The sequence below is a fragment of the Kitasatospora sp. NPDC002551 genome (assembly GCF_040296005.1).
Taxonomy (GTDB): domain Bacteria; phylum Actinomycetota; class Actinomycetes; order Streptomycetales; family Streptomycetaceae; genus Kitasatospora.
In genome coordinates this window covers 15,457-34,573 of sequence record NZ_JBEOWI010000049.1, presented here as the reverse complement: position 1 = coordinate 34,573, position 19,117 = coordinate 15,457, and the positions used below count along the sequence as shown (strand labels likewise).

Below are 19,117 nucleotides of genomic sequence, written 5' to 3'. Positions count from 1 at the left end.
ACGGCCGGGGTCCTGCCGCCGTCGCCGTCGCCCGGGATCCCCGCCACCCGATGGCTGGCAGAAAAGTACCCCGGAACGTCAATCGGGACACTGGGACGGGACCGCGCGGACGACGAGGCTTGCCCCATGACGACCGAGCACTCACGGACGGCGCAGGCAGCGGACACGACCGGGCGCACGAGCGGACAGCCGCCCGGCTACGTGTGGTGCGCCGTACACGACGCGCCCACACGCGAACTCTTCCCCGGCATCCGGCTGCGACCGCTGTGGAGCGGCCCGGACGGAGCGAAGGCGCACGTGCTGGAAATGGATCCGCACACGCGCTGGGAGGGCGTCGACGTCCACGATCCGGGCCCGGAGGAGGTCTTCGTGGTCTCCGGCGTCTTCAACGACGGCGAACGCGACTACCCCGCGGGATCGTTCATCCACGCCCCCGCCGGCTCCTCCCACATCCCGCAGACGACGGCGGGCTGCACCCTCTTCGTCTTCTACCCCGAGGGCTAGCCTGGACCCCAGGCCCTCGGATCGGCCACCCCGGCCGTCAGCTCTCCCGCCGCGCGGCGGCCTTGGCGTCGATCTCGGCGATCAGGTTCTCGACGAGGGTCTTGATCTCGTCGCGGATCGGGCGGACGGCCTCGACGCCCTGGCCGGCCGGGTCCTCCAGCGTCCAGTCGAGGTACGTCGTGCCGGGGAAGTACGGGCAGGCGTCGCCACAGCCCATGGTGATGACGTAGTCGGACGCCTGGACGGCCTCGGCGGTGAGGATCTTCGGCTTCTGCTCCGAGATGTCGATGCCGATCTCGGCCATGGCGGCGACGGCGGACGGGTTGACCTGGTCGCCGGGCATGGAGCCGGCGGAGCGGACCTCGACGCGGCCGCCCGCGAGGTGGCCGAGGAAGCCGGCGGCCATCTGGGAGCGGCCGGCGTTGTGGACGCAGACGAACAGCACGGAGGCTACGGGGGAGGTGGTCATCTCGCTCTTCCTCGGAGACGGGGTGCCGCACGACCTGGATTCGGCGGTCGGCCCGGAGCGGCCGACGACATCGGCAAACGTATCACCACACGATGATGTCAGTCGACAGTGATATGTAAAGCGGGCAATGGGCGGGCGCAGCGGCCACGACCGGCGCCGACGTCGTCGCCATAGGATTCAGGACATGGACAGGATCACGCTGCCGCACGCAGAACCCATACCGGTGACGACGCGGCGAACCCGCTGGCAGGAGGCCGGGCAGAGCGGGAGCTTCGGCAAGCGGTTCGCGGAACTCATCTCCGCCGGCGAGGACGTCGACGGCGAGGCCCGCCTCGCCGACACGCTCCTGCCGCGCGGCGCCCGGGTGCTGGACGCCGGCGCCGGCATGGGCCGGGTCGCCGCGGCACTCCTGCGGCGAGGGCACGACGTGGTCGCGATCGAGCCCGACGGGGCCCTGGTCCGGCAGGCCCGGCAGACCTACCCCGGGCTGCCGATCGAGGAACGGGACATCCTCGACCTCGGCCCCGACGACGGCCCGTTCGACCTGGTCGTCTGCGTGGGCAACGTGATCGTCTACCTGGCCGAGGGCACGGAGCGCAGGGCACTGGGCGCGATGCGCGACGTGCTCGGCGAGAACGGTCGGATCCTGGTCGGCTTCCACCTGCAGGACCCGCCGCCGCACGCCCGGACCTGCACCCCGGCGGAGTTCGAGGCGGACCTGACCGCCGCCGGCCTGCGCGTCGACCTGCGGGCGGGCACCTACCAGCTGCACCCCGCGAACGACGCCTACGGCGTCTGGATCCTGAGCCGCGCCTAGGAGGTCTTCAACCCCGGCCTGCCGGGCGGACGACGGGGCTTGAAGACGGCCCCTGGTGCTGCGACCGGGATGGTTCACCACGGTCGGGCGACGGTTCACGGGACGAGCGCGGTCCGCGAGGCAACTGGTATGAATGGTGCATGCAGGAAGAGACCGCGCAGTCCGCGATCGACACGTTCATCTCGGCGTTCAACGCCTCGGACGACAGCTATGTCACTGCGCTGCTCTCCCAGGCCCTCACCTCGGACGTGGTCTTCTGGGGGCCGTTGGGCCGCACCGAGGGGATCGAGGCGGTCGAGCGGTTCGTGCTGGACATCCGGCGCCACCCCGCGGGGACCGGCACGATGGCGCGCTGTTCGGCGGTGGACATGCCGGACGAGTGGGCCCGGTACCAGTGGATCTTCACGACGCCGGATGGAGGCCCCCGCCTGTCGGGAACGGACGTCGTCCATCTGCGGCGGAACCTCATCGACCAGGTCATCGTCTTCGCGGGGGAGATCGAGCCGTCCGCCTCCTGAGTCCTTCGGCTGCCGGCGACCTACCACCGCACCCATGGCGCCACCTACTTCCACGGCTGCCGCCCGGTCGGCGACGACGCCCTGTGGGACATCAACCGCCGACGCAAGGGCACCGCGAACACCGTGGCCGCCCAGCAACCCGGCGAACGCATGTGGTCGGATCACTAGGGACCCATGCCGGTCGGGGGCCCATGCCGAGAGCCGGCAATGGATACACACAGTCACATCGGGCGCGGAATGCGGCCATTCGGAAGGCGCGACGGCTTGTGCCGCAATCCGGTCAGACGGGGCGGGCAAGTGGCCGCCGTGGCCGAGCGTGCTCGTCCGCTTGTGCCCTGGGGGCGCGCCGGAAGCGGAATCCGGAGCGCGGCCGCGACCGCCGGAGCATCCCCGTTCCGCCCCCGTTCGGTGCGCGGCGCCACCGGACGTCGCGCCGACCGTGCGCGGCAGTCGGGCATCCGATCCGGTCGCACCACCGGAGTGACGGACCCTCGGGCACAGTCGACAGCCCGGGCCATGAAGGTGATTCGCCAGGTGCGGATCACGCTCCACCTGGCCGATGCCGTCGGCAGGTGCATGCTGATGTGCGTGGTGGCCTGGGTCCTCGTACTGCTGCTGCTCCCGATGCGGCCGCTGCTCTTCGTCGGCTCGGTCCAGATCCTCGCCTTCCAGCTGGCCGCCCAGACGGGGTACGCCCCGCGGGTGCCGCCGGCCCCGGTGATCCGCCACCGACTCCCGGTCGACCCGGCCGTCCGGCCGGCGGGCTTGGAACCGCCGTCGACATCGACTAACGTATCACCGCATGGTGATGTCAGCAGAGAGTGATGCGACCAGCGCGGTGGACGTGCTGAAAGCCGTGGCCGACCCGCTGAGGATGCGCATCCTCACGCTGCTCGCCCGCGAGGCGCTGTGCACGACCCACCTGGTCGAGGAGACCGGCGCCCGGCAGACCAACCTGTCCAACCACCTCAAGATCCTGCGTGAGGCCGGACTGGTCGACACCGAGCCCTGCGGCCGGTTCACCTACTACAAGCTCCGCCCCGACGCCCTGGACAGCCTTGCCGGTTTCCTCGGCGACCTCGCCTCCACCGCCCGCGCCACCGCGTGCGCCGACACGAAAAGGGCCTGCCCGTGACCTCGGCCGAGACCACCGCACCCCCCGGACCGCCCGAGTCCGGACCGGTCGGCAGGCTCTCCTTCCTGGACCGGTTCCTCGCGGTGTGGATCCTGATCGCCATGGCCCTGGGCATCGGCCTCGGCCGCCTGGTCCCCGGCCTGAACGACACCCTCGCCGAGGTCGAGGTCGGGGGCGTGTCCCTGCCCATCGCCGTCGGCCTGCTGATCATGATGTACCCGGTGCTCGCGAAGGTCCGCTACGACCGGCTGCACACCGTCACCGGCGACCGGAAGCTGATGGCCTCGTCCCTGGTGATCAACTGGGTGCTCGGCCCCGCCGTGATGTTCGCACTGGCGTGGATCTTCCTGCCCGACCTTCCCGAGTACCGCACCGGCCTGATCATCGTCGGACTCGCCCGCTGCATCGCCATGGTCATCATCTGGAACGACCTCGCCTGCGGCGACCGCGAGGCCGCCGCCGTCCTGGTCGCCCTCAACTCCGTGTTCCAGGTCGTCGCGTTCGGCCTGCTCGGCTGGTTCTACCTCGACATCCTGCCCGGCTGGCTCGGCCTCGCCCAGGACGACCTGCACTTCTCCGTCACGAAGATCGTCGTCAACGTGCTGATCTTCCTCGGCATCCCGCTCGTCGCCGGCTTCCTCACCCGCCGCCTCGGCGAGAAGAGGCTCGGCCGCGAGACCTACGAGCAGAGGTTCCTGCCGGGGATCGGCCCCTGGGCGCTGTACGGGCTGCTGTTCACGATCGTGATCCTCTTCGCCCTCCAGGGCAGGACCATCACCGACCGGCCCGGCGACGTCGCCCGCATCGCCCTTCCGCTGCTCGCCTACTTCGCGATCATGTGGTTCGGCACCTTCGCCCTCGGCAGGGCCATCGGCCTCGCCTACGACCGCACCGCCACCCTGGCGTTCACGGCCGCCGGCAACAACTTCGAGCTCGCCATCGCCGTCGCCATCGCCACCTTCGGCGTCACCTCCGGCCAGGCCCTGTCCGGCGTCGTCGGCCCCCTCATCGAGGTCCCCGTCCTCATCGGCCTCGTCCACGTCTCGCTCGCCCGGCGCGAGAGGTTCACCGCCCCCGGCACCCGCCCGGCGGAGCAGTCCTGATGGACCGCCCCGCCCGCTGCCGACCCGGCCGCCCGCTCCCGGCGGGAGCCGACCGGTGACGGCCGCCGAACACCGCGTCCAGGTCCTCGTGATCGGCGGCGGCCAGGCGGGGCTCGCCGCCGGCTACCACCTGCGGCGCGCCGGGCTCGACTTCGCGATCCTGGACGCCGCCCCGGCGCCCGGTGGCGCGTGGCAGCACTACTGGGAAAGCCTCCGGCTGTTCTCCCCCGCCGCCTATTCCTCACTCCCCGGCCGCCCGATGCCGGGTCAGGCCGGCACCGAGTGGCCGGACGCCGAGCACGTCGCCGAGTACCTGGCGGAGTACGAGAAGCGCTACGAACTCCCCGTCCACCGCCCGGTCGGCGTCGCCTCGGTGACGAACGCCGGCGACGGCGGCCTGCTCGTCCGCACCGACGAGGGCGATTGGCACGCCCGCGCGCTGGTCAGCGCCACCGGCTCGTGGACCCGCCCCTTCGTCCCCGCCGTCCCGGGCCGGGAACTGTTCACCGGGCGCCAACTCCACACCACTGGCTACCACCGGGCCACCGACTTCACCGGGCGGAGGGTCGTCGTCGTGGGCGGCGGCAACTCCGGCGCCCAGATCGCCGCCGATCTCGTCGGACACGCGGCCGCCGTCCGCTGGGTCACCCGCCGCCCCGCCCGCCTGCTGCCCGACGAGATCGACGGCCGCGCCCTGTTCGAGATCGCCACCCGCCGCGTCCAGGACGGCGGCCCGCGCATCTCCGACCTCGGCGACATCGTCGCCACCGAACCGGTCCGCGCCGCCCGCCGCGCCGGACTCCTCACCGACCACCGCATGTTCACCGCCCTCACCCCCGCCGGCCCGCGCTGGGCGGACGGCGAACCGTGGCCGGCCGACGCCATCGTCTGGTGCACCGGCTTCCGCCCCGCCCTCGTCCACCTCGCCCCACTGGCCCTGCGCACCGGGGCACGCGGCCGGATCGCCACCACCGGCACCCGGGCCGTCTCCGACCCGCGCATCCACCTCCTCGGCTACGGCGACTGGACCGGCCCCGCGTCCGCCACCCTCATCGGCGTCGGACGCACCGCCCGCCAGGCCGTCGCGGAGATCACCGGCCTCCTGAACTGACCGGACGCCGGGGCGGCGGGCGCCGGAAGGACGCGGTCGAGGGAACCGCCCCGCGACCCCCGTGCCGTCAGACGACGGCCGGGCTGCGGCGCTCGATCAGGACGGTGTCGCGCCAGGTGCCGTGGTGGCGGGCGATGCGCTCGCGGGTACCGATCACCCGGAAGCCCGCCCTGGCGTGGACGGCGAGGCTGGCCGCGTTCTCGGGGAAGACACCGGACTGGATCGTCCATATCCCGGCCGCCTCCGTCGAAGCGATCAGCGCCTCCAGGAGCATGCGGGCGACACCGCGCCCCCGGGCGTCGGGGTGGACGTAGACGGAGTGCTCGACCACCCCGGCGTACGCGCAGCGGTCGGAGACCGCACCGACCGCCACCCAGCCGAGCACCCGGCCGGCCCCGTCGAGGGCGACGAAGCGGTGATCCGTCAGCCTGGCCCCGTCGAAGTGCTCCCAGCTGGGTGCCCTGGTCTCGAACGTGGCGTTCCCGCCGTCGATGCCGGCCTGGTAGATCCCGAGGACCTGCTCCGCGTGGACTGCGGCCATCGGCGCGACGGTGACGGCGGGAGTGGACATGTGCGACTGCTCCTGGGGATCGGGGGGTGGCCGGGTCAGCGGGCGACGCCGCTCAGCATGCCGGCCATGGCGGCCAGCACGGAGGGCTCGACGCGGTAGTAGACCCAGGTGCCGCGCCGCTCGGAGGTGAGCAGGCCGGCCTCGCGCAGCTTCTTGAGGTGGTGGGAGACCGTGGGCTGGGAGACACCGACGTCCTGGATGTCGCACACGCACGCCTCCCCGCCCTCGTGCGAGGCGACCCGGGAGAACAGCCGCAGCCGCACCGGGTCGCCGAGCGCCTTGAACATCGCCGCCATCCGCACCGCGTCCTCCTCGGACAGCGACGCGTCGGTCAGTGGCGGGCAGCACGGCACGACGGCCTCGGGCTCAAGGACGGGCAGCGCCTTCGTGTTCGACATGCATCTATGTTGACATACGTCAAATCAAGCGCCGATCCCCACGGCCATTGATTCGATGAATGTCTATGTTGATATTCATCGAAGCAGCTGCGATGCTGGAGCCGCAGCACCTCATCGACCCATATCGAAGCAAAGGAGATCCCCGTGAACGCCTCCGCCACCGGGCAGCCCCTCCCCGTCGTCGTGGTCGGCGCCGGGCCGATCGGTCTGGCCGCCGCCGCCCGCCTGCTGGAGCGCGGCATCGAGCCGCTGGTCCTGGAGGCGGGCCCGTCGGCCGGCACGGCGGTGCGCGGGTGGGCGCACGTGCGGCTCTTCTCGCCGTGGGCGGAGGTCGTCGACCCGGCCGCCGAGAAGCTGCTCGCCCCGACCGGCTGGATCCGCCCCGAGGGCGCCGCCTACCCGTCCGGCGGCGACTGGGTGGAGCGCTACCTCCAGCCGCTCGCCGACACCCTCGGTGAGCGCGTCCGGTACGGAGCGGCGGTGACCGGGATCGCGCGTGCCGGACGGGACCGGATCGTCGACTCCGGTCGCGAGGAGCAGCCCTTCACCGTCCACGTCGAGTTCACGGACGGCCGGGAGGAGCGTGTCCTGGCCCGCGCGGTGGTGGACGCCTCGGGCACCTGGTCCACCCCGAACCCGCTGGGCGCGAACGGCCTGCCCGCCCTCGGCGAGCGCGCGGCCGGCGACCGGATCTCCTACCGCATCCCGGACCTCCGGGACCCGGCCGTCCGCGCCCGGTTCGCGGGCGGGCGCACCGCGGTCGTCGGCACCGGCGCCTCCGCCTTCACCGCCCTCGCCCAGCTGGCGGACCTGGCCGAGGAGGCGGACGGCACGCACGCCGTGTGGGTGCTCCGGCGCGGCATCACCGGCAGCACGTACGGCGGCGGCGAGGCCGACGAGCTCCCCGCCCGCGGCGCGCTCGGCCTGCGCGCCAGGGCCGCCGTCGAGAACGGCCACGCCACCGCGCTCACCGGCTTCCGCACCGCCGCCGTCGAGGCGCGGGGCGAGCAGCTGGTGCTGGTCGCCGAGGACGGACGCCGCAGCGAGCCCGTCGACCGGGTCGTCGTCCTCACCGGCCTGCGCCCCGACCTCTCCTTCCTCTCCGAGGTCCGCCTCGGCCTCGACGAGCGCCTCCAGGCCCCGACCGCCCTCGCCCCGCTGATCGACCCCAACCAGCACTCCTGCGGCACCGTCTACCCGCACGGCGCGAACGAGCTCGCCCACCCGGAGAAGGACGTCTACCTCGTCGGCATGAAGAGCTACGGCCGCGCCCCGACGTTCCTCGCCATGACCGGCTACGAGCAGGTCCGCTCCGTCGCCGCCGCCCTCGCCGGGGACCACGAGGCCGCCGCCCGGGTCGAACTCACCCTCCCCGAGACCGGGGTGTGCGGCGGCGCCGGCCTCTTCGACGAGCCGGACGCCGCCCAGGGCGGCGGAGGCTGCTGCTCGACGGCGCCGGCCGGGCCGCAGCTGATCGCCCTGGGCACCACCGCGCCCGGTTCCTCGTGCTCCCCCGCCGGCGGCGGATGCTGACCACCCCCGCGAGCACCGTCCGGTCCCGGACGGCTCGACGCCGCCCGCGCCGGGCGGGAAGGCGCGCCCCGCGCGGGCCCGCTGTCAGCGGAGGGCGCCGGCGCGGGGGCCGCGCCCGGGGAGCTCCACGACCCGGGTGCCTGCCGCGTGGAGGAACTGCACGACGGCGCCGGCGGTGGTGCGGTCCAGGGAGAAGACCCAGGGACCGGGTACCAGGACGGTGCCGACCTGCCCCTTGGAGGCCCGGGCGAGCAGGAGGCGCAGCCGGGGACGCAGCTCGTTGGAGGAGGCGCCGTTGTCCAGGTAGAGCTCGGGGACTCCGAGGGCGAGGCGGTGGGCGTAGTCCTCCAGAGCCCATCGGTGCGCGTCCATGTTCCAGTGGTCGTACGGGTAACAGCGCAGGTAGACCGCGGCGCTCCGGGTCCGGACGGGGTGGTCGTGGCTGATGGTCATCGTCGCTCCTTGCCGAGCGCGCGGGGGGTGGCACAGACTCCGGGCGGTGCCGTCGGCGGCTGCGCGCCGTGGCCGCGAATTCGTCCGGGGGCGGGATCGACCACGGCCGGATGTCACGCGGTGGCATCGGGTGAGGACTGCGACGGGGGTGTCCGCGTCCTCGGGAGGTGGCCTCCATCATGGGCCGATCAATCGGATATGTCTATACCAATCGACCGGACGTCCTACGGGAGCCTGGACCGGCTCCGGTTCCGGCCGCCGGTGGCAAGCCGTGTCATGCGGGACGGCCGGCGGTTTCGTGGTGCCGAGGGGTCCGGACGAGGGTGGCGGCGGCTTCGAGCAGGCCGGTGATCGTCACGAGCAGGCCGGCGCGGGGCTGCTTCCGACGGGCACCAGGCCCTCGGCGCCATGGCATCGAGAGCGCCGGCCTGCTCTACCGCAGCAGGAAGTCGAAGACCGCCTGGCGTCCGGCCGGGTTCTCGGCCCGGTTCTGCACCGAGTGGGCGGCCCCGGGGACGATCACGGTCCGCGGGTGGTGCGCGAACTCGTTGTACTCGTCCATCAGTTCGTACGGTGTGGCGAGGTCGCGGTCGCCGCCGAGCAGCAGGACCGGCACGTCGGGCAGCTTGAGGTGGTCCGGCGGCGTCGGCGGGACCGGTCGGCGCGGCCAGTCGAGGCAGACCAGGAGGCTGCCGAGGCCGGTCGCGGTCCGCGGGTGCGTGTCATGTTCGTCCTCCCGGTCGCGCCGCGCCCGTGCCGGCGCGGTCACGGAAGCAGCGGTGCGCCACAGGGCGGGGCGGCGGCGCGCGTACCGGGCGGGACGCGGCCGGGAACCACCCGACGGAACCCACGGAAGGACCACCCGTACCCGCTCTTCGCGATCCCGCGGAGGCGGCGGGCCGGGCGGAACGGATGTGGATCACCGTGCCGCCCGTGGCGGGCCGTCAACTCCGGTGAATCCGGCCCGGATCGGTGAGTGGCTCGGTTAGGGTGTGGCTGCGCTTCGGTGCTGTGGTGGACGCGGCCGTCACGGACGGGGAAGGGGGCGGGGTGCTTCCGAACACGGTTCAGCAGTTGGCCATCCTTCTGGCTCTGGTACTGCCCGGGATCTTCTACCAGGCCGTCGCCGACCGGCTGCGCGGGCCGCAGGCCTCCGAGCAGGAGCCGCAGAACCGGGCCCTGCGGGCGATCGCCATCAGCGGGCTCCTCGACGCCGTCTACGCGGTGGTCGCGGGGCCCTGGCTGGCCCGGCTGCTGAGCAGGGGCGACGGTGGGCCGCTCGCCGGGGTGCTGCGGCATCCGCGGCAGGCCGGGTTCGTGGTGCTGCTGCTGGTCGTCGTGGTGCCGTCCGGCCTGGCCTGGGGCGCGGCGGCGGTGCGCCGCCGGCGCGAACGGGCGCACTACGAGCCGACTCCGACGGCCTGGGACTTCCTGTTCGTCGACCGCGATCCCTGCTTCGTGCGGATCCGGCTCAAGGGCGGTCTGTGGGTGGGCGGCTGGCTGGGTTCACGGTCGGCGGTGTCCGCCTTCCCGCAGCAGCAGGACATCTACCTGGAATCGCAGTGGCGGCTCGGCAGCGACGGGACCTTCCTCGGCCGGGTGGCAGGTACCGCCGGGGTCTACGTCAAGGGCAGTGAGGTGGAGGTGCTGGAACTGCTGGCACCGCCCGACACGGAGCGGGCACCGGTACCGGTGACGCGGAGGGAGCAGGGTGATGGCAGCGGCACGGGACGGCCGGAGCGGTCCGCGCGAGCGCGGCGGTGACGACCAGTCGGTGGAGAGCCTGATCGAGGAGTACCGCGACCGGCGGATCCTGCGGATCGGCAAGGGCTCGGCCGAGCCCGAGCAGGGCCCCGAGGGCGCCTCGGGCACGGCGCAGAGCGAGGCCGAGCCGTCCGCGGCGCCCGAGGCCGGTGGTCCGGAGGCGTCCTGACGGAGCGCACCGCCGGCCCGCCCCGCACGCCCCGCACGGCTCGGACGGTCTCAGGGCCCGACGTGGACGTGCGCCGCCCAGAGGTGCGGTGCGGGCAGCAGGCGTTCGCGCAGCGACCGGATGGCGTGGTGCAGGGCGGCCGCCGGATCGAACGGCCCCTCGCTCGCGGTGTCCTCGCGCAGCGCGGCGTAGAAGTCCCCGGTGAGCTGACGTGCGATCTTGTCGGAGACGGTCCACAGCGTGCCGATGACGTGGGTGAAGCCGGCCAGCTGGAAGGACGGCGCCAGGTGCACCGCCTCGTCCGGCAGGGCGAGCCCGCCCTGGGAGGTCGAGCAGGCCGAGAGGAAGGCGAGTTCGGCGTCGACCGGGCGCCGTGCGGAGATGTCGAGGGCGCTGAGCCTGCCGTCGTGCAGGATCAGGCCGCTGTTCGACGGGCTGTCCGGGGCGCTGACGCCGTGGCAGGTGAAGTGCACCCAGGAGTGGCGGTACAGCTCGCGGTGCACCGCCTCCACCGAGGCGTGCTCGCCGTCCAGCCGCAGGCCGCCGGGGAACAGCTCGGCCACCAGGGCGGCCTCGGGTTCGGCGCCGGGAAGCGGGGGGCCGCCGGGCGTCCGCGCGAGTGAGACCACCAGCGGGGCCGGGCGGTGCCGGGGCGGGCCGGCGGCCCGGCGGCCGGCCCGCAGCAGGGACCGCACCGTCGGCGTGTAGGAGGACACGACGCGGTCCATGACCCAGGTGCCGGGGATTCTCCGGCCCTTCCCGGCGGCGTGCAGCGGCAGGAACGCCAGCCGGCCCGTCGGGCACCACCACAGCCTCGGCCAGGTCTCCCCGTCGAGCGGGGTCCCGCGCAGCCGGAGCCGTTCCAGGACGGGCCCGGCCACGCTGTCCCACAGCCATTCCAGGACGGTGCTGTGCAGGTTCATCATCTCCTTGGCCCGCGCCACGCCCTCGTCCCCGTAGGAGACGTCGATCCACCGCTCGGTGAACGCCTGCGCGGCGGCCGCCACTTCGGCCGGGGTGAGGTCCGGCAGCGGCAGGACGTCGATGCGCGGCCCGCCGCCGGCCGGCGCGGCCAGGAGGAGGGCGTGCGAGCCGTACTCGCTGACGTTGACCACCACCACCGGGCCCCGCTCCGCCACCGCGAGCAGCTGACGGGTGGTCGGCGGACGCAGGAAGTCGTCGAGATCGGGCAGGGCGCGGATCTCCTCCAGGAGGTGGTCCCAGCGACGGGACAGGGCGTGGCGCTCCTCGATGTCGCGCAGCGCGGCCGCGGTTCCGGCCGCGCCGGCGGCCCCCTGGACGAAGAAGGCGTCGGGCGCCTCGGTGCCCGTGAGATGCAGTTCGGCCGCGTGGTCCCGGCTCAGCCGGTCCCGGATCCGCTCGAACTCCTCGGCGCGGGCCGGGTCGAGCGCCCGCAGGCGGGACAGGTCGCCCTGGTTCTCCAGCCCCTGGGCGAGCAGCACGCCCCGGCCCTGTTCGAGCAGGGCGAGGGCCCGTTCGGGATCGCCGGCCCGGATCGCGAGGGCCGCGGCGGAGCTGGCCAGCCCCCGGCCGGAACTCAGCCGGTCCTCCTGGTCGAGCCGGTCCAGGTGGCGCGGGGCCACGCGGGGCAGCAGGCCGACCGCGTAGGCGAAGCCCTCCAGGGCCTGCGCCTCCCGGCCGGTGCGCGCGGCGATGTCGCCCCACAGACGTGCCGCCTGGAGGCGGGTGTGCGGCGGGAAGGCCGGGTCCTCGGCGGTGAGCCGGATCAGCCGGACCGCTTCGGCCAGGTCGACCCGCTCCCCGAGCGCGGCGCGCCGCAGCTGCGCCGTCGCGAGCACGCGGCGGGCCAGGGCACGGGTCGGGTCGGCGTCCTGCTGGTCGCCGGCGAGGGCCTCGCGGGCGGCTGCGGCGGCCCGGCGCAGCATCGTCCGCGCGTCGCTCTCGGGGAGCAGTTCCGAGGTGCCGAGGCCGGCGTAGGCCAGGCGTGCCAGCGCCAGGGTCCGCAGCGGGTGGGGGGAGGCGAGTTCCCCGACCAGTTCCTCCAACCGGCGGCAGGCCGCGGCCGAGGCCACTGCGTCCGAGGCCACCCGGGCCTGCTGGAACTGCATCATGGCCAGGTTGAGCGCGGCGCGTTCCCGGGCCGCCGACATGCCCAGGCGCTGGTCGGCGGCCTCGCTCAGCAGGGCGAGCGCCTGGTCGCGCAGCGCGGTCTCCCCGGTGGTCGTCGACAGGGTGAACAGCGCCATGCCGAGGTTGTTCAGCGCCAGCGGGCGCTGCGCCGAGGCCGGGCCGGTGTGCTCCAGGGCGGCGCGGAACACGGCCGCGGCCTGGACCTCCCAGCTGCGATCGCCCGTTCGCCCCGCCCGGTCGAGGAGGGCGGCCCCGAGGTTGGTGAGGACCAGGCCCCGGTCCCCGTATCCCGCCGGAGCGGTGGCGAGCGCGGTCTTGAGGGTGTCGAGTGCGGCGTCCATCTGCTCGTCCGAGCCGGAATCCGCGGCCAGGGTCCATTCGAGGTAGCCCAGACCGGCTTGGACGGAGGCGCGTTCCGGGTGGTGCTCGGGCAGGTGCTCCAGCGCGGCACGGCAGGTGTCGATCGCCTCGGTGCGCAGCTGCCCGTCCGGCCGGAAGCCGTACAGGTTGCCGAGGCAGGTGGAGAGCCCGATGAGGGCGTGCGGGTGGGGTTCGGGGGCCACCAGGGCGATGGCCTCGCGATGACGGTCGACGGCGCGCTCCAGGTGTTCCGGGTCCCCGACGAGGTGGAAGCGCAGGCGCAGGTTGTGGCCGAGGCTGACCAGGCACTCGGCCCGGTCCGACCGGCTCCCTCCGGATCCGGCCAGGGCCTCGCGCAGCAGGCCCTGGGCCCGGTCGAGTGCGGCGGTGTCCGAACGCAGCCAGGCGGACGTGTCGAGCGCGTCCGCAAGACTGCTGACCATGGCCAGTCGCCGGGGGTGGTCCGCGGGAGCCGTGGCCAGTGCCTGGCCGAGCCGGTCCACCGCCTGGTCGAGCGCGTCCTCCTCGCCGCCGAGGCCGAAGAGACCCATCAGGGCGGCGCCGAGCTGGAACCGGTGGTCCGCGCGGTCGGCGGCGGCGAGGCCCCCGTCGGCCGCGGTGACCGCGCTCAGCACCTTCACACCCTCCCGGTAGCCGGCCGGGTCACCGGTGTCGGTCGCGCGCCCGACCCAGTGGAGGCCGAGCCGGAGCATGAGATCGAGCCGCTGGGGGTCTTCCGGGGGCAGCAGCGTGAGCGCGTGGTTCATGAACCCGACGCCCTGCTGCCGGGCCGCCTCGTCGTCCGGGCCGGCCCGGACGACGAGCGCTCTTCCCGCGGCGAAGCGCACGTGCGCCTCGAACGCGCGCCCGGGGGACGGCAGGCCGAGGCACGCCCGGTAGTGGTCCAGCGCCTCGGCCGCGCGGTCGCTCCGTCCGTCCGTCTCCGCGGAGTCGAGGAGGCGGTCGCCCAGCCGGCGCAGCGCCTGCGCGCGGTCGGCCGAGGGCTGCGGCAGCTCCCGCAGGAGCCGGCGCAGCAGCGCGATCGGCTCGGCCGACGGGTCCGCGGCGTTCTCGGCCCCGGCTCTCAGGCCCAGCAGTTCCACGAGGACGGTGCCCCGTTCCTGGCGGAGCGACGGCGGGTCCGAGGGGGTGGCCTCGAAACCCTCGGTGGCCCGGGTGACGGCCTCCGCCAGGTCCTCCGGGCGCTGGCCGGCCAGGTAGCGCCCGGTCAGGGCGCCGGAGAGCAGCATCCGGGTGTCGGCGAACCGTGGTGTCCCGGCCGGGGCCAGTTCGGCCGCCTCCCGGGCCGCGGCGACTGCCAGGGCGGCGGATCCGGCGGCGTCGTCCGCGTCGGGGAACCTGGACAGGACGAGGCTCAGGTTGCAGAGGTACTGGAGCCGCAGGGCCGCGTCGGGCGCGGCCCGGACGGCCTGCCGGCTCAGGGCGACGCCTTCGGCCCGCAACCCGGGCCGCTCCTCCACCGCGCCCTGGGCGATCAGCACCATGCCCAGGCAGGAGAGCCGCTCCGCGTGCCCGGCGCGGTCGGTGAACTCCGCGGAGGAGGGGCGGTCCGCGGCGAGCACGGCCTCGCGCAGCAGCGCCGCCGCCTCCGGCAGGACGGCATGCTCGCCGGCCAGCACCGCGGCATCGGCCAGCGACACCCCCAGCTCGACGCGGAACGCCGCCAGGTTGGGGTCGTCCGGCGGGCACAGGGCCAGCCCGGCGCGCACCTCGGACACGGCTTCCCCGATCACCCCGTCGGCCGTCGTGACGCGGGACCAGAACCGCAGCACCGTGCCCAGGTTGGAGTGTCGGCGGGCCTGTTCGCCGGCCGTGCCCGGCGCCGCCGCGACCGCGGCGCGGCTGGCGTCCACGGCTTCGGCGAGCGACGCGGCGTCGGCACGGTCGAAGTGGTCGTGCAGCAGGGCGATGCCGAGGCCCGACAGGACCGAGCCGAGCAGCGGGCCGTCCGGCGGGCACGCGGCCGCCGCGTGGCGGAGCAGCACGGCCGCCTGGGCGGGCGCGCCGGGGTGCCGCCAGCGCTGGAACGCCGTCACCATGGCCGCCGCCGCGGCGTGCGCGTGCTCGACACCCACCTCGCGGGCGTCCTCGGTCTCCCCGTCGGCCAGGGCCAGCAGGGGCGCGAGCGCGGGCGGGATCAGGTCCGGGTCCGGCAGGTGGCGTCGGACCAGGAGCAGGCACCACAGGCCCTCGCCCAGCACCGCCGGGTCGCCCCGGCCGCCGGCCTCGAAGGCGAACAGGTCGCTGTAGCCGAGCACGAAGACGTGCTCGATCGGGGTGTCCTCGGTGGGTGGCACCCAGGCGGCCCGCAGCACGGCCGTCGCCGCGCGTGCCTCAGTCGTCGCGAACCACGCCCCCGCCGCCGGGTCGGCCGTCGCCGAACCGAGCCGGGCGGAGAGCAGGTCGCAGGCCTCGTCCGGGTTCACAGCCGGCCGCCCTCGTCGGGGATGTCCTCCGCCAGCAGCACCACCAGGTCCTCCCGGCTCGGCGTCCCCTGCCCGGCGAGGCGGGTGGCCTGCCGTTCGACCATCTTCTCCAGCAGCGTCCGCGCGTCCCGGGCGTTCGCGGGGTCGCCCCGCAGCTCCCGGAGGGTGAAGCGCTCGGTGAGCCGGTCCGTGACGCCCGGGGCGAGGCGATAGGCGTGGCGCTCGGCCTCGCGGGCCACGATCTCGGTGAGCTCGGCGGGGTCGTAGGGATCGAACTCCAGGATGCGGGAGAAGCGCGAGCGCAGACCGGGATTGGAGTCCAGGAAGGCCCGCATCTCCTCGGTGTAGCCCGCCGCGATGACCACGACGTCGTCCCGGTGGTCCTCCATCAGCTTGGTGAGGACGTCGATGGCCTCCTGGCCGAAGTCACTGTTCGCGCCGAACCGCCGCGCCAGGCTGTACGCCTCGTCGATGAACAGCACGCCGCCGTCCGCCCGTTCGAACGCCCGGCGGGTCTTCTGCGCGGTGTGCCCGAGGTACTCGCCGACGAGATCGCCGCGCGCGACCTCCACCAGGTGGCCCTTCTTCAAGGCCCCGAGCGCGGCGAGGATCTGGCCGTACAGGCGGGCCACCGTGGTCTTCCCCGTGCCCGGCGGGCCGGAGAAGACCAGGTGGTGGGCCCTGGGCGGCGGGGGGAGGTCGGCGTCGGAGCGCCAGCGGGCCAGTCGGAGCAGGTCGACCTGGACGGTGACCTGGCGTTTGGCCTCCGCCAGCCCGATCATGCGCTGCAGTTCGGTGATCGGTCCCGCCTCGGGCTCCAGGATGTCCGCCGCGGTGGCCCCGGTGCGGACGTTCTCCACCAGCACCCGGGTGTTGACCGCCACCGCCTCGCCCGCGCAGCCGGTGACCTCGCAGTCCGTCACGCTGCCGTACACGTCGTCGTCCAGGCGCAGGCCGTCGCCGCCGGCGCCGTGCACCCGCACCCCGGTGAGGATCACCCGGCTGGCGTTGCGCGCCCAGACGCCGTTGCTCCGGCTGCCGGAGACCTCCAGCCGGTCGATCTCCACGCTGGTGTTGGAGATGGCCAGCAGCCCGGTCTCGCCCGGCTTCGACAGCGTGCAGTCCAGGGCCGTCAGCCGGCTGTCGTCCCGGCAGTTCAGGCCGTACAGGCCGGCCCGCTCCACCGTGACGTGCTCGGCGGTGAGGCGTGCGGCGTCCTGCAGCACCAGCCCGGAGGACGTGACGTCGGCGATGACGGCGCCGACCAGCCGGACCGTCACGCCGGTGCCGCGCCCGCGCACCCCGTACTGGCAGCGCTCCAGGCGCAGTTCGGCCAGCTCCACCACCGAGCCCTCCTGGACGTCGACCGCGCTCTCGGACTGGTCGTGGACCCGCAGCCGGGTGAAGTCGCCGCGCGCCTTGTGCACCGCGACCCCGGTGCCGCCGAAGGCCACGGCGCAGTCGTCGACGACCGGGACGCCGCCGGACGCGACCCGGATGCCGTGCTGGCCGGCGTTCTCGATCCGGCACTTCTCCAGCCTTCCCCGCCCCTGGTCCTCGACCAGCACCCCGTCGGCCCGGCAGTGGGCGAACAGGCAGTCCCGGACCTTGGGGTCGGCGCCCCGCGCGACGTACAGGCCGGTCGTGGCACCGCTGACCGTGGTGTCCTGGACGGTGCCGTGCGCCTGGCGGTCGTAGGTGATGCCGCAGGCGTGGACCTCGTCGATCCGGGAACCCAGGACCTGTACGGCGGAGTGGTCACCGGCGGCGACGGCGGTGTCGCCGGTGCCGCGGAACTCGCAGCCGCGGATCTCCGCCGTGGAACCGGTCACCTCGATGCCGCGGCCCCGGCTGTCGGTCACCGTGCAGTCGGTGATCTCGGCCTTGGCGCGGTCCTTCAGCACCAGCGCGTGGTCCCGGGCCGAGTTGAACCGGGTGCGCTCCAAGGTGCCGGTGGCGCCGACGAGTTCGGTCCGGCCCGCGTTGATCTCGCAGTCCCGCACGATCAGTTCGGAGCCCTGGGAGGCGAGCAGCGCGTACTCGCCCGGCCCGTCGATCCGGCAGCCGCGCAGTTCGAGACGGCCGGTGGTGGCGATGGTGGTCGCGCCGCGGCCCTGGACGGTGAGGGAGTCGAGCGTGACGTGACCCTCGCACTGCAGGGCGGACTGCTCGGGCGTCTCGACGACCACCGGCTCCTGGCCCGGCACCCCGGCCAGTTCGACGGTGCCGGACAGCACCAGCGGGCCCGCCTCCCGGTAGCGGCCCGGTTCGATCAGCAGGCGCAGCGGCCGGTCCCCCGGCGCGGAGCGCAGCGCCGAGGCCAGGGTCCGGTGGGCCGCCCCGCGGCCCGGTCCGACGCGGACCGTGACGGCCTCGCCGGTGACGGCGCCGCCCCGCCCGGTGTGGTCGGCCAGCGGGTTGGCCTCGTACGGGGCCAGCGCGTCCGCCAACTGCGCGGGGAACACCGTGAGTCCGTGCAGGTACCCGAGCACGGGCGAGTGCAGCGGCAGCAGGTCGACGGACAGCCCGTCGGCGCGCAGCGGCCAGTGCGGCAGCGGCGCCGGGCGGTCCGTCCCCGCGTTGAGCCGGGCGCGTACCGAGGTCACCCGAACCGTCTGACCGGCGTGGGAGACGCTCCGCTCCGCCGTCTCCAGGGCGGCGATCCCGGACCACGGCACGGTCCGCTCCCGGCCGCCGACACCCACCACGACGCCCCGGGTCTCCACCCGCAGCTGGCAGGACCGGGACAGGCCGAGCACCAGCCATCTGGTACCCACCGACCCGAGCACGACCAGCGCGACGGCCGCCAGGGCCGGCTGCCCCAGGACGGGCGCTCCGGAGGAGCGCAGGGCCAGGAAGGCGGCGACCACGGCCACCAGCAGCAGGACGCCCTGCAGTCGCACCAGCACGCGGGCGGGCCAGGACAGCAGCGCGCCGGACGCGAACACCGGGGCCCCGCCGGGGCCGCCCGGCAGCCGGGACGTGCCGCCCCACCGCTCCGCCGCCCGTGGTGCGAACGCCTCGTCGAGGCGTTCCAGGGGCACCGCCAGCGGGGCCAGGTCGACGAGGACGCCCTGCCACGGCGCCGACCAGCGCGGCGAGCCGTGCTTCGGCAACGCCGACGGGCCGTCCTCCGACGTGCGCACCAGCAGCGAACCCCGGTAGTACGGAGCCGCGTAGGCGGCGGATCCCCGCGCCGGCAGCACGCACAGGCCGGCGACCGCGTCCCACGGCAGCCGGACCTTCCGCCGGCCGGCCCGGAGTTCGAGGTAGGCGGGATCGACCACCACCGTGGCGGGTGCCCAGGCCAGAGCCGCCTGCCGAACCAGGACCACCGCCCACACCACGGCCGCCACGCCGTCGACCACCGCCGTCAGCGGTCGCGTCGCCGACTCGCCGAACAGCGCCGGCACGCACCCGACCAGCGCGGCGGCGGCGAACACCGCGGCCGCCGCCCGCCGGCGGCGGTACTGCCGCGACGGCCGTAGCCGAACCTGCCCGTTCTCCCCGACACCCGCCCGCACCATCGCGCCCCCCAGGAACCGCCGACCGTCTGTTCCCATCAAATCAGCCAACTCCCGGCCCGCGTCGCCGGTTCAGGCATTCCGGGCCCGGCGCTGGGGCGGCGCACGGGGCGGCGGAGCCGGGAGCCG

Annotated in this window: 17 protein-coding genes and 1 pseudogene; 11 read left to right on the top strand and 7 right to left on the bottom strand. The window is 74.4% G+C overall.

What is annotated here, in order from left to right:
• Positions 1–126 precede the first annotated feature (126 nt).
• Positions 127–504 carry a cupin domain-containing protein gene (locus ABT093_RS31375; RefSeq protein WP_350570194.1) on the top strand — a complete coding sequence of 126 codons (378 nt, stop codon included), beginning with the start codon at positions 127–129 and terminating at the stop codon, positions 502–504.
• A gap of 37 nt (positions 505–541) precedes the next feature.
• Here ABT093_RS31375 and ABT093_RS31370 read toward each other — a convergent pair whose 3' ends face one another.
• Positions 542–973, bottom strand: coding sequence for an arsenate reductase ArsC (locus ABT093_RS31370; protein ID WP_350570193.1), 432 nt, complete (start codon positions 971–973; stop codon positions 542–544).
• Between the two features lie 184 nt (positions 974–1,157).
• Between ABT093_RS31370 and ABT093_RS31365 the strand changes: the two genes are divergently transcribed.
• From ABT093_RS31365 to ABT093_RS31335, 7 genes and pseudogenes are all read left to right on the top strand, one after another.
• Positions 1,158–1,790: a class I SAM-dependent methyltransferase gene (locus ABT093_RS31365; RefSeq protein WP_350570191.1), complete on the top strand. Its 633-nt coding sequence runs from the start codon at positions 1,158–1,160 to the stop codon at positions 1,788–1,790.
• A 140-nt stretch (positions 1,791–1,930) separates the two neighbouring features.
• Positions 1,931–2,308 (top strand): nuclear transport factor 2 family protein, encoded by a 378-nt coding sequence (locus ABT093_RS31360; RefSeq protein ID WP_350570189.1) that lies wholly within the window; start codon positions 1,931–1,933, stop codon positions 2,306–2,308.
• Positions 2,309–2,314: 6 nt separating this feature from the next.
• A pseudogene (locus tag ABT093_RS31355) lies at positions 2,315–2,440 on the top strand (IS630 family transposase); the annotation flags it as partial.
• 384 nt (positions 2,441–2,824) lie between these two features.
• Positions 2,825–3,133, top strand: coding sequence for a hypothetical protein (locus ABT093_RS31350; RefSeq protein WP_350570188.1), 309 nt, complete (start codon positions 2,825–2,827; stop codon positions 3,131–3,133).
• Positions 3,111–3,443, top strand: coding sequence for an ArsR/SmtB family transcription factor (locus ABT093_RS31345; protein WP_350570187.1), 333 nt, complete (start codon positions 3,111–3,113; stop codon positions 3,441–3,443). The genes ABT093_RS31350 and ABT093_RS31345 overlap by 23 nt, the downstream gene beginning before the upstream one ends.
• A complete protein-coding gene (arsB, locus tag ABT093_RS31340) occupies positions 3,440–4,546 on the top strand; it encodes an ACR3 family arsenite efflux transporter (RefSeq protein ID WP_350570185.1) in 1,107 nt (368 codons plus the stop codon). Before ABT093_RS31345 ends, arsB begins: the two co-directional genes overlap by 4 nt.
• A gap of 55 nt (positions 4,547–4,601) precedes the next feature.
• Positions 4,602–5,657, top strand: coding sequence for an ArsO family NAD(P)H-dependent flavin-containing monooxygenase (locus tag ABT093_RS31335; RefSeq protein ID WP_350570183.1), 1,056 nt, complete (start codon positions 4,602–4,604; stop codon positions 5,655–5,657).
• Between the two features lie 67 nt (positions 5,658–5,724).
• On the opposite strand, the gene ABT093_RS31330 is transcribed toward ABT093_RS31335, so the two are convergent.
• On the bottom strand, positions 5,725–6,228 hold the full coding sequence (locus ABT093_RS31330) for a GNAT family N-acetyltransferase (protein WP_350570182.1): 504 nt from the start codon (positions 6,226–6,228) through the stop codon (positions 5,725–5,727).
• Between the two features lie 35 nt (positions 6,229–6,263).
• Complete coding sequence (locus tag ABT093_RS31325) at positions 6,264–6,626, bottom strand: ArsR/SmtB family transcription factor (protein ID WP_350570181.1); 363 nt, start codon at positions 6,624–6,626, stop codon at positions 6,264–6,266.
• 144 nt (positions 6,627–6,770) lie between these two features.
• On the opposite strand from ABT093_RS31325, the gene ABT093_RS31320 reads away from it, so the two are divergent.
• The gene (locus ABT093_RS31320) at positions 6,771–8,159 is read left to right on the top strand and encodes an NAD(P)-binding domain-containing protein (RefSeq protein WP_350570179.1); all 1,389 of its coding nucleotides are present in this window, start codon (positions 6,771–6,773) and stop codon (positions 8,157–8,159) included.
• Between the two features lie 84 nt (positions 8,160–8,243).
• Here ABT093_RS31320 and ABT093_RS31315 read toward each other — a convergent pair whose 3' ends face one another.
• Positions 8,244–8,612, bottom strand: coding sequence for a hypothetical protein (locus ABT093_RS31315; RefSeq protein WP_350570177.1), 369 nt, complete (start codon positions 8,610–8,612; stop codon positions 8,244–8,246).
• A 433-nt stretch (positions 8,613–9,045) separates the two neighbouring features.
• Positions 9,046–9,381, bottom strand: coding sequence for an alpha/beta hydrolase (locus ABT093_RS31310; protein ID WP_350570176.1), 336 nt, complete (start codon positions 9,379–9,381; stop codon positions 9,046–9,048).
• A 221-nt stretch (positions 9,382–9,602) separates the two neighbouring features.
• On the opposite strand from ABT093_RS31310, the gene ABT093_RS31305 reads away from it, so the two are divergent.
• Complete coding sequence (locus ABT093_RS31305; RefSeq protein ID WP_350570217.1) at positions 9,603–10,376, top strand: DUF6338 family protein; 774 nt, start codon at positions 9,603–9,605, stop codon at positions 10,374–10,376.
• Positions 10,327–10,545 (top strand): hypothetical protein, encoded by a 219-nt coding sequence (locus ABT093_RS31300; RefSeq protein WP_350570175.1) that lies wholly within the window; start codon positions 10,327–10,329, stop codon positions 10,543–10,545. The genes ABT093_RS31305 and ABT093_RS31300 overlap by 50 nt, the downstream gene beginning before the upstream one ends.
• Before the next feature lie 50 nt (positions 10,546–10,595).
• On the opposite strand, the gene ABT093_RS31295 is transcribed toward ABT093_RS31300, so the two are convergent.
• Entirely contained in the window at positions 10,596–15,464 is a 4,869-nt protein-coding gene (locus ABT093_RS31295; RefSeq protein WP_350570174.1) for a CHAT domain-containing protein, read from the bottom strand.
• Positions 15,461–19,027: a right-handed parallel beta-helix repeat-containing protein gene (locus ABT093_RS31290; protein WP_350570173.1), complete on the bottom strand. Its 3,567-nt coding sequence runs from the start codon at positions 19,025–19,027 to the stop codon at positions 15,461–15,463. Before ABT093_RS31290 ends, ABT093_RS31295 begins: the two co-directional genes overlap by 4 nt.
• Positions 19,028–19,117: the final 90 nt, after the last annotated feature.